This is a genomic window from Allobosea sp. OAE752, assembly GCF_050433265.1.
Taxonomy (GTDB): Bacteria; Pseudomonadota; Alphaproteobacteria; order Rhizobiales; family Beijerinckiaceae; genus Allobosea; species Allobosea spartocytisi.
The window spans coordinates 1-14959 of record NZ_JBNPXO010000016.1 but is presented as its reverse complement, the minus strand read 5'-3'; the positions used below and the strand labels follow the sequence as shown (position 1 = coordinate 14959).

8 protein-coding genes and 2 pseudogenes are annotated in these 14959 nt (G+C 60.9%); 3 read left to right on the top strand and 7 right to left on the bottom strand.

Annotated elements, in window-relative coordinates:
* Positions 1-194 precede the first annotated feature (194 nt).
* The 3 genes from GGC47_RS26320 to GGC47_RS26310 are packed head-to-tail and all read left to right on the top strand — an operon-like array spanning position 195 to position 3142.
* On the top strand, positions 195-2375 hold the full coding sequence (locus GGC47_RS26320; protein WP_429069656.1) for a PAS domain-containing sensor histidine kinase: 2181 nt from the start codon (positions 195-197) through the stop codon (positions 2373-2375).
* The gene (locus GGC47_RS26315; RefSeq protein ID WP_429069654.1) at positions 2368-2751 is read left to right on the top strand and encodes a response regulator; all 384 of its coding nucleotides are present in this window, start codon (positions 2368-2370) and stop codon (positions 2749-2751) included. The genes GGC47_RS26320 and GGC47_RS26315 overlap by 8 nt, the downstream gene beginning before the upstream one ends.
* Before the next feature lie 31 nt (positions 2752-2782).
* Positions 2783-3142 (top strand): response regulator, encoded by a 360-nt coding sequence (locus GGC47_RS26310; protein WP_429069651.1) that lies wholly within the window; start codon positions 2783-2785, stop codon positions 3140-3142.
* Between the two features lie 598 nt (positions 3143-3740).
* On the opposite strand, the gene GGC47_RS26305 is transcribed toward GGC47_RS26310, so the two are convergent.
* The 7 genes and pseudogenes from GGC47_RS26305 to GGC47_RS26275 form a co-directional block, all read right to left on the bottom strand.
* Entirely contained in the window at positions 3741-3968 is a 228-nt protein-coding gene (locus GGC47_RS26305) for a helix-turn-helix domain-containing protein (RefSeq protein ID WP_429069649.1), read from the bottom strand.
* Positions 3969-4181: 213 nt separating this feature from the next.
* Positions 4182-4960, bottom strand: a pseudogene (locus GGC47_RS26300) (IS5 family transposase).
* A gap of 412 nt (positions 4961-5372) precedes the next feature.
* Positions 5373-5879 (bottom strand): ferritin-like domain-containing protein, encoded by a 507-nt coding sequence (locus tag GGC47_RS26295; protein WP_429069646.1) that lies wholly within the window; start codon positions 5877-5879, stop codon positions 5373-5375.
* A 10-nt stretch (positions 5880-5889) separates the two neighbouring features.
* Positions 5890-6816, bottom strand: coding sequence for a manganese catalase family protein (locus GGC47_RS26290; protein ID WP_429069644.1), 927 nt, complete (start codon positions 6814-6816; stop codon positions 5890-5892).
* A gap of 562 nt (positions 6817-7378) precedes the next feature.
* Positions 7379-12271, bottom strand: coding sequence for a malto-oligosyltrehalose synthase (gene treY / locus GGC47_RS26285; RefSeq protein ID WP_429069642.1), 4893 nt, complete (start codon positions 12269-12271; stop codon positions 7379-7381).
* Positions 12268-14067: a malto-oligosyltrehalose trehalohydrolase gene (gene treZ, locus GGC47_RS26280; RefSeq protein ID WP_429069639.1), complete on the bottom strand. Its 1800-nt coding sequence runs from the start codon at positions 14065-14067 to the stop codon at positions 12268-12270. Before treZ ends, treY begins: the two co-directional genes overlap by 4 nt.
* A 418-nt stretch (positions 14068-14485) precedes the next feature.
* Positions 14486-14542 (bottom strand): annotated as a pseudogene (locus GGC47_RS26275) (hypothetical protein); the annotation flags it as partial.
* Positions 14543-14959 lie beyond the last annotated feature (417 nt).

The following is a 14959-nucleotide window of genomic DNA, read 5'->3' as shown; positions in this document are numbered from 1 at the left end:
TAGATATCCAGACAGATGCCGTTGACGGCGAAGGCCTCGAGCCGCTCGATCGATGGGTCGTTGGGAACCAATCGGAGCCAGCGGCGTTTTGAAGCTTGGCGTATCTGCCGGGCGGGGAGTTGCCAGTTTCCATTTCGGCGTCGATCTTTCGGCCGGATTGAACTGTGACCCGCCGTCCATGGAAAGGTCTAAGGATGTCGAACGTTGAGGAATTCCCGTTACACCGCCAGCTCACGGAATTCGAAGCTCTCGTGGCGGCGGCTCCAACGGCGCTCGACGCGATCCCTGGGGCTGTTTATCTTTGCGATAAGGACGGATGGCTCGTCCGCTACAATTCGGAGGCGTCTGGTCTATGGGGGCGGACTCCGAGCCTCGATAGTCCGAAAGAACGCTTCTGCGGATCCTACCGCCTATTCCTTCCCGACGGCACGCCGCTTCCTGCCGACGACTGCCCGATGGCCGATGCGGTCCGCGTGGGGACCGCGACCCGGAATGCTGACGTCATCATGGAGCGCCCGGACGGCACGCAGTTCACTGCCTTGGTCAATATCCGTGCCTTGAAGGATCACAACGGCAATATTCAGGGTGCAATCAATTGTTTTCAGGATATCTCCGCGCACAAGGCAATGGAAGAAGAGGTCCGGTGCAAAACCAGCGACCTTGAAGATTTTTTCGAGAACAGCGCTGTCGGCCTTCATATCGTCAGTGGCGAAGGCATTATTTTGCGGGCCAACAAGGCAGAGCTCAATCTCCTAGGATACACAGCCGAGGAGTATGTCGGGCGCCATATTGCGGAGTTCCATGCCGATGCGCCGGTTATCGGCGACATCCTCCAAAAGCTCACGTGCGGGGAAAGGCTCGAGCGTTATCCTGCGCGTCTCCGAGCAAAGGATGGTTCGATCAAGTATGTCCTCATCACGTCGAACAGCCGGTTCAGCGATGGTAAGTTCGTCAGCACCCGCTGCTTCACGATGGATGTCACGCATATGCGGGCAGCGGAACGTGCTCGCCGCGAAAGTGAAGAGCGCTTGGCGGCGACTTATGAAGCGGCGACGGTCGGTATCGCGGAGGCCGATGAGAACGGTCGCTTGCTTCGGGTCAACGATGCTCTTTGCAAGATGCTCGGCCGTTCGCGCGATCAGCTTTTGGCCATGAGATTTTTTGATTACACGGACGAAGACGACCGCGCCGAAGATGCCGCAAACTACGGCCGCCAGGTCAGGGGCGAACTGGACAGCTACTCGATCAGAAAGCGAGCCCGCAAGCCCGACGGTGCCACGGTATTCCTGGACGTTTACGGATCCGCCGTTCGAGATGAAGAAGGACATTTCCTGTACGGCGTACGTGTGCTGCGCGACGTGACGGATGCCAAGCGTATGGAGGATCGCATTCGCGAGAGCGAGCAACATATGCGCGATCTTCTGGAGGGCTTGCCGGCCGCCGTCTATACCACCGATGCAAATGGCCGGATCACGTTCTTCAACAAGGCCTGCATCGACATGGCGGGGCGAACACCGCAACTCGGCGACGAGTGGTGCGTGACATGGCGGCTCTACACGCCGCACGGCGCGCCGCTGCCGCACGATCAATGCCCCATGGCGGTTGCCCTTAAAGAAGATCGGGCCGTTCGTGGCGTCGAGGCCATCGCGGAGCGACCTGATGGCACCTTTGTGCCCTTCATTCCGTATCCGACGCCGCTGCATGATGCGGATGGCAGGCTGATCGGCGCAATCAACATGCTCGTGGATATCACGGAGCGCAAGCAAGCGGAAAACCGCCAGAAGACGCTGATCGATGAACTGAATCACAGGGTCAAGAATACATTGGCGACCGTGCAATCCTTGGCAGCTCAGACGGCACGACATTCCGACAGCCTTCAGGATTTCAGCCAGCGATACGAAAAGCGATTGCTGGGGTTGGCCCGCGCACACGACCTGTTGACGACGCGCCATTGGGAGGATGCTCCTCTCGACTTTCTGGCCCGTGAGGTCCTTGCCCCTTTGTCGGCGAGCTTCGGCGAGAGGATCAGGATCGATGGGCCCTCGATACCCCTGAATCCGAGGGCGGCCCTCAGCCTGACTATGGTGCTGACAGAGCTGGCTACTAACGCGACGAAGTACGGCGCTCTTTCTTCAGAAACGGGTATGCTGGCGCTTGCTTGGCAGATGAGAGAAGCCACAACGCCCACACTCGATTTGCTTTGGCAGGAGAGCAAGGGACCTCTGGTTCAGGCGCCTACTCGACGCGGCTTCGGCAGTCGGCTGATTGAAAGGTGCATCGAACGCGATCTGAACGGTGAGCTCGACATGATCTTTGATCCACAAGGGTTGCGTTGCCGGATTTCTGTTCCGCTGGAATCTACCGGGAATGGATAGTCTTACTGGGTTGCGGGTTCTTGTCGTCGAGGACGAGGGCAGCGTGGCGCTCCTCATTGAGAGTATGCTCGAAGATCTGGGATGTGAAGTTGCCGTTTCAGTTGCGAGTTTGACAAAGGCGTTGAAGGCCGCCCAGACTGAAACGCTGGACTTCGCGGTTCTCGACGTCAACCTCGGTGGCGAACTTGTCTTTCCTGTCGCTGAAGTTTTACGCGGACGGCAGTTGCCCTTTATCTTCAGCACGGGATACGGCCGCGTCGGCGTGCCGGAGACCTTCAAAGACTATGAAGTTCTGAACAAGCCGTACACGATTGAAGACCTGAGAGCGACGTTGTTGTCGATGTTCAACAACGGCCGTTCCCTCAGCGACGCGTGAACTGCGCTGATCATAGCGGTTGGAGGTGCTCATGGAATTGCAAGGACTGCGTGTTTTCCTCGTTGAAGACGAAGGCCTGGTGGCTATGTCTGTCGAGGATATGTTGTCCGATCTGGGCTGTGTCGTGGCGACGCAAGCCAGTAGCTTGCCGGAAGCCATTGAAATGGCGCGAGCAGGAGGCTTTGACGTTGCGCTGCTCGACGTGAGCCTGCATGGGAAGCAGGTTTTCCCCGTCGCCGAGTTTCTTTCAGAGCAAGATATTCCGTTCGCTTTTGCGAGCGGATATGGGCGCACAGGTTTGCCCGAAGGATTTCGCAATCGACCGGTCGTCCCCAAGCCATTTGAGATCGACGAACTTTCGGCGGCGCTCACGGCAGCATTAGCACGATAGCTGGAAATCCCATCCCAGACAAAATGGCCCGCGAGCGGCGCGCACCATTCGTCTAGCTAGTGAGAAGGGCGTTCATTTGCCAGGAGGCGCTCAACCGCCCGCGCTGCTAGCGGTGGGTCCGGATCCTCGCGCCATAGCTCCAGTATGATCTCGGCCAACTGAATCCGCGCCCTGTTCCGCGACTGGGCGCCGATCGTCTCCACGCTGCTTGCGCCCATCCAGGCCGCAAAGCGGCGGCCAGCTTCGCAAGTTGCTCAGACCCGGCGATGATCGAGCAAAAGGGCATGCAGCCTTATCGCACACCGCCCTGCGCTACTGCAATCAGCAGATTGGAACGGTCACCTCCGCATTGTCAGCGCAAAACCGGTGAAAGCTGCTGCTCGATAACGGAGCGGGCAGCGGAAAAGGTGGCCATTGCGTGCGGGAGTGCCGCCTGTTGCTCTTCTAACAGAAGCAGCGCGGTCTCATACACTTCACGGATTTCGGCGGGTTGCAGGACGCCCTTCTGAACGAGGCAGCGCAGCAAAGTATGCGATGATCGCCGAGGCAACGAGGTTCCCTGCGGCCATTCCGTTCGATAGATCCGACGGCATAGCGCTCACTGTGCCGCATGCTGCGACGGCTCCGGCACTTCGTGGCCTTCCACCATGTAAAGATTGATCTTGTTGCGCAACGTGCGGACGGCAATGCCAAGCAGATCCGCGGCCTGGGTGCGATTACCCCCTGTCTCCCGCAACGTCGCGAGGATCAGATCACGTTCGACATCAGCAATAGGCAGCCCAACGAGCTGCTCCATGGCAGCCTGATCCGGGTAGAGGTCGTGCATGGCACGGTCCTTTCTGAGCCCCCCTGAGACAGGGGGCGCCTCCTCGGTTAACAAATGGTAAATTGCCTTCCGCGGCGCCGACTCTCGGGAGTCAATAGACCAGCGGCGGCGGGGCAATCAGATCTGGACTGAGGCGCTCAATGAAGGCCGCGCCCCTGTGGAGGCCATTTTGGCTAGCCCCCGAAAAACTGTTTAGAGTCCGTTTGAGAATGCTCAAGGATGGACGATCCGCCGCAGCATGAGGCTTCCGAGCGCGACATGGATCATGGCTTCGGAGACGTCGAGGCGCTGTTCATAGTCTCGGACGAGGGGTCATCCAGGCGAAGGTGCGCTCAACCACGCATCGCCTTGGCAGCACCTTGGAAGCCTGGTTCCTTGTCGGTTCGGCAGACGATCTCGATGACGAAGTCGCGATAGGCGGCGGCGTTCATGAGGGTGCGATCATAGGTGCCGTCGGCGAACAAATACTTGAGCCGGGGCCAGCGTTTGCGGATGGCGGCGACGATGTGCTGGGCGCCGGCGCTGTCGGAGATGTCGGCGGTGGTGAGATTGATCATGAGCAGCCTGCCATCTGTATCGACGGCGAAATGGCACTTGCGGCGACCACTTTCTTGCCGGCGTCAAACCCCGCTTTTCCGCCGCCGGCGCCTTGATCAACTGGCTGTCGACCACGGCCGCGGTCGGGCTCTGCTCCCGGCTCTCACGCTCGCGATCGAGCATCAGCGCGACGTCATGGATCGTTCCGAACAGCAGGCGGCGAACGAACCACCGGAACCACCAGTAGACCGTCTGCCAGGGTGGGAAATCGTTCGGCAGCCGCGAGCCGCCACCAGTTCGGGCCAGATTGCGCAGCGCCTCGAGCACCTCGCGAAGGTCCGTCGTCGGCTTGCGCCCGCGCTTCGCACGGTCGGCGGAAACGGCTCGATGAAGCGTCACTCCTCATCCGTCAGATCAGTCGGGTAGCGCTTCGCGCGCTTCTCACATCCAGCCATCCGGCCACGTCTCGCTCAGATCCACATCCCAAGCTTGAATCACGCCGCCGCTAACGCCTCAACCCATTCTCAAACGGTCCCTTAGTGGATCAAACAACGCCGCCAGACCGAAGGCCAAATTACCCGGTTCAAGCTCGTCAAGAGGCAGATGTATAGCCGAGGAAAGATCGATCTCCTCCAGGAGCGCCTATCGGCGCGAAATGACTGAAAACGTCAGCGGGATTGCGTCAGAGCCAAACTTGCACGCCGAAACACAATGAGGATTTCGCCGCTCGACCTGTTTGCAGCGTCGTGCGAGGCGAAGATGCTTAGGCGGAACGCCGGGAGGCGAGGTTCTGCGAAGCGCGCGATCGATCCAGAATCACCGCGATCTCTAACTCCGCCGTCGGCCGAAGCGGCCGGCGGCATAGGCTCATATCCTAGCGGGTTCGTTTGCGGCCGAGCGACTCAGAAAGGCCAGGGTGACCTGCTCCATGTGCTCCGCAAGCCAGTTACCCATGACCATTTCCTGCTGCAGGATGCGCTGGCAGACCGCGCTCGTCTCGGGATCACCGCAGTGATCGGCGGCTGCGATCAGGACCTTATAAGCAGCGACTTCCACATGCTCGAACGCATAGCCGGCCATGGCGCCCTTGATGACCTCGTCGGAGGCCATCATGCCGCAGACGCCCTGACCCATGGCCGCAAACCGACCGATCAAATCCTTCATGGTCGAGCTGTCGCCACCGCGCCGCTCGATGCAGGAGATCAGCATGTCCGACTGTACGCGCGTTTCCTGCAAATGCGCTTCAATCCGCGCTTTGAGCTCCGGGTAATGCTCCAGCCGGCCCGCTATGGCGGAGAGCATCGTCTCCGCCTGCTTTTCCATGGCGTGCGCGTCACGCAGCCAGTTCATGAGGTGTTCTTCGGGCGATGTCATGCCGGAACCCCTAACGCGAAGCTTTGTAGAGCTTGGTCGCGATCTCGAACATCTCTTCTGGCGCGTAATTCGGCGTGAACGCGGATGGAACACCCGTTAGCTGATGGATCTTGCCACCGTCCGGCATGCCGTCGACCACCTCGAGCTCGCCCGGCGGGTCGCCGGCCAGTGCCATTTCGCCATTGCCCCAGATGCCGGCCATCTCAGTGTAGTCGCCAGGGCTGAAGGTATAGAGACGCCGGTGCGAGCCTTCCTGCAGATACTTTTGGCATTCGGGGATCTTGTCGAGATTGATGTTGGGCGTGGGCAGCATCTTCTCGATTTCAATGCCGGTAATCTGTTTCAGAGCCAGTGCATAGGCATGGGCATGCACGGAGCCCCGAACCAAGAGGTAGCCGCAGACCTCGCGGCCGGTCGGGTCGGTCAGGGTCTCGTAGACGCGCAGCTTGTGGAGCCGGGCGCCGCATTCGAGATGAAAATTGTGGAGCAGGTCGAACACGACATTGCCCGTGGTCGTGATGAAGTCGGTGTTCCATGAAACGCCATTACTGTTGACGGGTGTCGCGCCGCCGGCATTCGACAGAAACGCTGCAGCCAACCGCATATCCGACATGTCTGCGAAAGGCGCGCCGGAGAGGTCTCCACCGTCGCCCATATCGCCGTCCTTCTTGTCGGGGCCGTTGGCGATCATGGCGACGCCGTTGCTGACCAGCTCGACATGGCCGAGTTCTTCGGCGGTGATGCTGGCGACAAGGCTGTAGAACGGCCGCAGCTTCTCCTTGCTGCGGAAATTGAAGCTCTGGAACATATAGTTTCCAAGCGTCGACATCTCACCGTATTTTCCGCCCAGCAACTCCTGCAGGGCGGCGGCGGCATTGGGGTCGGCCTTCTTGGGAGCAGGCAGTTCTGCCTGAAGCTTGTCGACGCGCATGAACATGGTTGAACCTCCGTTGCTTCCGGCAAGAACGGAAGGGACAGGCCGATGTTCCGTAAAAAAGTACTTGTTTTTCAGATATCTAAAAACGCTGCCAGCGGCGACTAGAGGTGAAGGCAAACGAAACCGTGGCCGGCAGAGCGTGTGATGCACGCCGCCGGATCATCGTCTTTAATGACGCTTTATGCGGCCTGCCTATCCGTATCAAGGCTTCAGTTCAGCTCCAGCACGCGGAGAGCCTCCGAGGAGCGTTTCACTCGCTCCTCAACACTGGTCAACGCCTAGAACACCGGCGCTTCCACGCATTTCAATCGTTTCGGACTGCCTTACGGAATGAATCCGGCACGGCGACCGTCCGGGTTGACCCGATTTTGGTCAGGACGCGACCGCGCGACTTCAAGAACATGCGCAGCTCTGTGCGCTCACCCGCTGGCAAGTGAATGGCGGCGCTGCCCATGCGCAGGACATCCCGTGCGGGGCGAAGTGGCTCCAGTCGAACTCGTCCTGCCACCGCTCGCCGCACTTGTCCTCGTTCAAAATGACGGCGGATGACTTACCGCTTCGCTCAAGAAACGAGACCGGCTGGGCCCGTGCCGCGCAGAACCATGACTGGGAGCTCGCCGAGGATGTCGTCGAGTGCACGCTCGCGATCGAAAGTCCGTTCGCCGCCGGCGAGGATGTCGCGCCACGTTCCTTCCAGATTCGCCAGCCACAACGCGTTCCGCGACCCGAGAGTATTTCGCGCTCCATCCGCGCCATTGCCCCCATGTCGCGCGACAACGACAAGCAGGCGTTCCGAGCGAAGGCGCCGTTCGAAGGCCAGCGCCGCCTGCCCAAGAGGACCTTCGACGGCTAGCGGGCGGTAATCGCCATCGGCGTACAGTCGCGGAGCTGCGCGGCGGTCTGCAAGCAATGCCTCGATAAGGCGTTGCTTGACGCGGCCGTCTTGCCAGGTAGCCATCAGATCCGGAAGGTCGGTTCGATCGTTGATCATACGATGCGCCGCGTCGTAATCGACCGGGTGGCGATTGTCGGGGTCGACAAGCGACAGGTCCCAGAGCTCGGTTCCCTGGTAGAAATCGGGCACGCCGGGCAAGGTCAGCTTGAGAACGGTACGGGCAAGGCTTTTCAGCGCACCGCGGCGCGCCAGTTGCTGCGCCAACGGACGAAAATGCTCAAAGAACGCGCTGCCGGGCACCAACGCCCTCGCAATCAGATCCTTAGTGGCCGCTTCGTATCCTTCTTGAGGATTGACCCAGCTGGTATGGCTCTTGGCCTCGCGAAGCGCCTTCTCCGCCCATCCCTGCATCCGCTGCCGAAAGGCTTCCAGCTCGTCCGTCCTGTCGCAGTCTAGCAAACTCATTGGCCAGCCGGCGAGAATCTGCTGGAGGATCAGGTGCCGATCATTTGCATCGGGAATGTCTGACGCTGCAATCTCGCGGGAAAGCCTCTGCCAGTCCTGGGCTGCGTTCGCCCATTCGGATGGCATTTCGCTCAGTGCCAGCAGGCGGGCCCGCGCATCCTCGCCTCGTTTCGTGTCATGGGTCGCGGTGGCGACCATCGCGTGGGGCCAGGACCGTGAACGTTCGATATTTGAGGCATGAAAAGCGTCAAGCGAGACCCCAAAGGCGCTTGGTTCGCCGCCGACCTCGTTCAGCGCAAGCAGCGGACAGCGGCGATAGAAGAGCGTGTCCTCGATACTCTTGGCCGCTACCGGACCGGTTAGTTGCTGGAATCGACGTCGGAAACGGCCAATATGGGCCGCCAGCAGGCTCTCCGCTTCGACTTGACGGTCGCCGAGGAGCGTCTCGGCAATGAAAGTGTGGATGGTATTGTCGGGCAGCGCGCTGCGGGCGATCGAGGCAGCGACGACCTTCTCGACCAAGGCCCTGTCTTCGGGTGCGGCTTCTTCCGAGACATAGCTGCGGTAGACCGGAAACTCCACGACAATCTCCGTAAGCGCGCGGCGCATGGCATTGACCGTATAGTCTCGCGTACGCCTGTCGGCCGCGGCGATACGGGCAAGGTCCGAGACGACCACTTCGAGCTCGCTCGCAAAGCTGCTTTCGAGGACCTCGCGCTTCGCCCGCCGCAAAGCATCTTCGTACGTCTCCTGCCGGCCGGCGGCTTGCGCATACGCCTCTTCGATCGCCTTTGCGGCGGAGCGGTCGAGCAAGACCCCGTCGATCAGGTTGAGCGCATCGTAGCCGGTCGTACCCGATATCGGCCAGCCTCGCAGCGTTTCGCCATGTCCGAGGATCTTCTCTACCAGGATGTAAAAGCCCGGCCCGACCCGCGCCTGCAACGCGCGTAGGTAGCCCTCTGGATCCGCGAGCCCGTCAACATGGTCGATGCGGAGGCCTTGCACGCGTCCGGTCTTGACGAGATCGAAGATCAGGCCGTGCGTCCTGTCGAAGACGGAAGGCTCCTCTATACGAATGCCAGCCAACGTGTTGATGTCAAAGAAGCGGCGGTAGTTGATCTCGCTTGCCGCGACCCGCCAATAGGCCAGCCGATAGCTCTGCATCTCCAGCAATCGATGCAGGGTGTCGAAGCTTTCCGGGATATCGCGCGTCCCGTTGATCAGCTCGACCGCTCGCACAGCAGCCTTCCCAAACGCGTCGGATGTGGCGAACGCTGCCGAGAGGCGGCGTTTTAGAGCTTCGCACTCCGCAATGAGCGCCACGCCCGGCATCGCTGTGACAAGCTCGGATAGGGCCCTGAGCCGCACCGAAACTGTCAGCACCTCGCGGAAGGAAGGCTCTGAGGCATCGACTAGCATGAGGATCCGGTCCAGAACGACCGGATATGTCAGAGGATTGACCGGGAAGCGATGCTCGAAGTGGTGGATGCAGAAACCGCCTTCCTCTCCATCGAAGGTCAACTTGAGCTCACCTGCCTCCAACGCTTCGCTATAACGTCTTCCGAGAAATGGCAGGACCAGTTTTCCATTGGCACCTAGCCTCTCCCAGTCGATGTCGAAGGCGATCGCGTCGGGAGAAAGCCGACCCCATTCGATCACCGACTGCCACCAGGCGTTGTCCGCACCGCCGACTCCCATGTGGTTGGGAACGATGTCGAGCAACAGACCGAGGCCATGGCTCTTCAGCGCGTCGGAGAAGCGTAGGAAGCCATCCATGCCGCCAAGTTCAGGGTTGATCTCGGCATGATCGATGATGTCGTAGCCATGTGTCGAGCCAGGCCAGGCTTTCTGAAGCGGGGAGGCGTAGATATGGCTGATGCCCAGCTTCTCCAGGTAGGGCAAGATCGGTATCGCGTCGTCGAAGGTGAAACTGGCATGGAACTGCAGACGGTAGGTGGCTCGCGGCGGCGGAGCAGCCAGTGCCATCGCGCCATGTTGCCGGCTGCTACGGCCTTCATCGGCCAGCAATGCGCCCAACCGAGCTAGGCTGCCGCCTGGCGCGACGACTTCTCGCACGTCGTGCGAGAGCTTGCGTTGCCAGTTAGGGTGCCACGTGCTCGGGCCTGGCAGATTGGCTTGATTGAGTTCGCCAACAGCATCCTCTAGCTGAATCCCGGTCAAGGCCGAGCAGGCGCGCCCGAGATAGACGGCCGCAGCCTCGACCGGAGGATCCACCGGCGGATCACCGGCCGGCAGGAGGGACTGGGAGACAAGCGCCTCCGTCAGTCTGGCCCGGTCCAGAGCCCTCTCCTCATGCATCCTTTCCGCCTCTGATGCCGACGCGCGTCCGGCCGCGTGCCGCATGTCGAGATCCAGGCCTCGCCACCAACCTCTAAACGTGGGGAGATCGTGAGTGGAGAGCACGGCGAGCGCGCGTTCGGGATAAGCCTCCGGCGCCTTGAAATACCCATTCGCCTCGCGCTCGAAAGTCAGCACGCGGTAGCTGTAGAGACCCGATGCCATGATCGCGTCCGAAAACCCCTCTGGGCTCGTCCCGAGATCCTCGGCAACGACCATGCATCGGGCGCGATGGCTTTCTAGCTTCAGCACCGCAAGCAAAGCTTCGAACGGCATCGAGACGTAGGCGCCGTCAACGGCCCGCGCGCCCTCAGGGATGAGATAAAGTCGCTGCAGCTGGAATGCGTGATCGATGCGTACCGCTCCCGCATGGCGCATATTGGCGGAAACCATTCCCCGGAAGGCCGCAAGACCAGTCTTCTCCATAACGAACGGGTCGAACGGCGGCAGGCCCCAGTTCTGCCCTTCGGGACCGAGAAGGTCGGGTGGCGCGCCGATCGATAGCCCGGTCGCAAAATGCTCAGAGGTCGACCAGACGTCGGAGCCGTCGCGATCGACGCCGACCGCGAGGTCGCGGAAAAGCCCTATGCCCATGTCGGCATTCCTGGCGGTTTGATGCGCCTCGCCCAGTTGGCGGTCCGCCTGCCATTGCAGCCAGGCATGGAAATCAATGCGGTCGCGGTGAGAGGTGATGAACTGCTTCACGGCTTGGCCGTCCGCCCGGCGGAAGGCGTCGGGCCATTCGCCTACACTGCGCGCGCCTTCTGCGGAAAAATGTTCGGACAGCGCCTCGAAGACAGCGTGCATCACGAGAGGCTGCCCAGCGGCAGAGGAGAAGTCTTCGAAGCCTCGGTCTCCGTCTCTGCGGGATGCTTGCCAGACTGCCTGCAGTATCGGAAGCTTGGCTCGCCAGCTTGCGGCACGATCGACGAGTGCTGTGTCGCGTAGTGCGGCGAGCGAGGCTTGCATCTCGGCGTCTTCAAACATCGCCTGCGCACCGCTTTCGGTGAACCCGGCAAGTCGTCTCGGATCGATCAATTGTGCGTCTAGGAAGCGTCGCGACGAGGGCGAGTAAGGTGAGTTCTTCGTCAGGTCCGCGCAAAATAACGAATGCACGGGATTGAGGCCGAGAAAATCGGCGCCTAACTCTGCCGCACCCTCCGCTAGGTCGGCCAGATCTCCATAGTCGCCGATCCCGAAATTGCCCTGCGAGCGCAGTGAATAAACCTGCGCCGTCACGCCCCAGCGCCTTGTACCTCGCGCGACCGATGCGGGCTCGAAACATCGTCGCGGTGAGCTGATCAGCAGACTCTCGCATTCGATGCCTTTCGGCGCGAGACGCAGTTGCCAGTAACCGGCCGCGAGCGCCGGCAGGACGAGGAGCCGGCCGGAACGATCCGACTGGATTCGTCCCCTACCCTCGCGCGTGGCACCAGTCTCGTCGGTCAGCACGTAATCGAGTACGTCCATGTCCTGCGAGCCGGATAACGGCACCCGCGCGATTTGACCTGCCCTAGCAAAGCAGAACGGCGACACCGGCGACGCCCGGCGTTGCTCGATGAGAGCCAGGGCTTCACGCGCATGCGCTTCTGTATCGACCTCGATGCCGAGGCCGCGCAGCACGGCGCGCCGCGCCTCAAATGAAATCTCGACTCGGACGCCCGCAGCGTCAGCGTAGAATGCCCCGATGCCGACCAGATCAGCCAGTTTCCGTACCAACGCGTCGTGGGATTTCATAACGGCCTCGCCAGCATCATGCCGGTCCAAGGCGCCAGTCGGATAGATCCCGGTTGAATTGGCTTTTTGGCCGGCCAAATCGGTTGCTCGCCCTCCGCACCGCTGAATCCGAAGGTTTCGTTACCGAAATTGGCGATGAACCTTAAGGTGCCCGCGTCAAAGCGCCAGATCACGTCGAGCACATCCGGCGCGGGCCTTGACCAACGCGCGCCGCCGAAGCCGCTTTTCGTCAGCGGCACGACCTTCTCGCGGCGGACGCGCAGAAGCTCCCGTGTCTCGGCGAGGATTTGGCTGTGGGGCGGACGATCGGGCTCGCTCCAATCGAGCAATGAGACCGAGAAAGTCTCCGATACGGTCGGGTCGGGAATGCGCTCCCGCACCAGCTCGTCCTTGAAACGGCCGAAGCTTTCGAATTCCCGCCGGCGACCCTCTCTAACGGCCTTAGTAAGTTCCGCATCCGGGAAATCCACGAAGAACTGGAAGGGAGTGCTCGCTCCCCACTCCTCGCCCATGAAGACGAGCGGGATTTGCGGGCTGAGCAGCAAACCAGCACGCGCCAACGCGAGCCTGTTCGGCTCGGCGAGATGCCCTAGTCGTTCTCCGAATGCCCGGTTGCCGATCTGGTCGTGGTTCTGGAGAAACGCGACAAAGGCCGATGGCGGGAGGTGAGCGGAAGGCTCGCCACGAGCTTTCCGCTCATGAGCCGAGATTTCGCCCTGATAGGCGAACCCCTCCGCAAGGCAACGTCCCAGATGGGCGACCGGATCGGCGTAGTCGACATAGTAGCCATCGTCCTCGCCGGTCAGCAAGCGATGCCATGCATGGTGGACGTCATCAGACCATTGTGCCGTATGTAGGCTCGGAACCCCTTTGGTTCGCTCGAGCCAGCGCGCTGAATTGTCGGCATTTTCCAAAATGAGATGGACCGGCCGTCCAACAATAGCGGACCTGATCCTCTCCGCGAGCTCGGCGACGAAATGTCTCTCGCTGTCGTCCGCAATGGCATGAACCGCGTCGAAGCGGAGTCCATCGAAATGGTATTCTTCCAGCCAGTAGAGCGCGTTGTGGATGAAGAAGTCACGGACGGCTTGTGCGCCGACCCCATCGTAGTTGATTCCCGCGCCCCAAAGAGTCCGGTGTCTGCTCGTAAAGAATTCACCGGCATAGGCTGGCAGATAGTTTCCGGACGGTCCGAAATGGTTGTAGACGACGTCGAGGATGGTCATGAGTCCCAGGCCATGGGCTCGATCCACCAGCGCCTTGAGATCGTCCGGTGTTCCGTATGTGTGATCCGGTGCGTAGGGGAGCACCCCGTCGTAACCCCAGTTGCGTTTGCCAGGAAAATCGGCGAGCGGCATTAACTCGATCGCGGTAAAGCCGAGATCGCGCAGACCTTCGAGCTTGTCTGCAAAGGCGGCGAAGGTACCTTCGGGCGTTGCGCTGCCCAGGTGAGTCTCGTAGATCACCGCCTCTTCCCAAGAACGCCCTTTCCACTCCCCGTCCGCCCAAACGTAGGCTTCCGGGTCGACGACCAGGCTTGGCCCCTCGACATCTTCGGGTTGGAAGCGGGACGCCGGATCGGGAACAAGGAGATCGTCCCGCACCCGGAATCGATATGCCTGCCCAGCCCTCGCGCCCTCTAGAACGTGGCGATGCCACCCTTCTTGGAATTCCATATCGAATTCGCCCTGCGGCGTCCAAAGGCCAACACTGGGCGTCGATGGCGCCCAAAGGCGGAATTCGACCCCGTGTGGCAGAGCGCGAGTGCCGAAGGGCATTTCATGAGATCGTCGCATGTCGCGTTCCAGGCCGAAGGCGACGGCTGAACGATCTCGGGAGCGAAAGAGTTTCCGCCGTTCGCAAAAAATGCCGTGACCGCACAATTCGGAACCTAGATGGAGCGAGCAGTTGGCCCACCGCTAGGGCCGATCCCTGGCCCCGAACCGATGTGATTCGCCATGAGCCGAAGAGCCACCGCTTTTGTCGTTCCTGGGCGGACCAGGCCGTACAGGCAACGGACTTCGCAGCAACGGCTGTAAGCGCATCGGACTTGGCGCGAAGTTGCATTGTGGCGGCACTTCACGAAGGTATCGACGTGGAAGAAATCGAGGCGGAATTTCCCAGATAGACCGAATTTTTCGCGGACGGCCTACAGGCCGAAGCCGACAGGCAGGCGAGCGACCGAGCTTTAGACGATCCCTAGCAAGTGAATCGTTAGACTTCTGGAATAACTCGCGTCACATGGCCCATCTTACGCCCCGGCCGAGCCTGTGAATTCGACGACCTTTCCGACCTTGGTCGGCGACTGGTCCGTGGCTTCCGTCACAAACATCAGCGCCGGATCGGCGTCTCGACCCGCTCGCTTTCATGTTGCCGCGCATCCTGACCACGGCTCCGACCGACCGTGTTACCCTCGTAGGGGCCGCATGGGCGTTTCCTCCCTGAACTTGCATTTCAGGCCTTTTGCAGCAGCGCGTAAAACTCGTGTCCTAGTGGATTGAGACCGGACGCTTGGTACCCGCCGGAGGGCGTCCTCAGGCCTCGGGCAAGAGCGGCGCGGTCCTGCCCGTTTGCAGACGTTCGGAAGGCCGCGGGGTGGCAAGCTGACCTTTGCCGGCCTTCCCGAAAGAGCCGCTGGCAGGCTCGCGTCGTACCGGCGTCTCGCCGTCAGAACCTGACGGCGAGGTT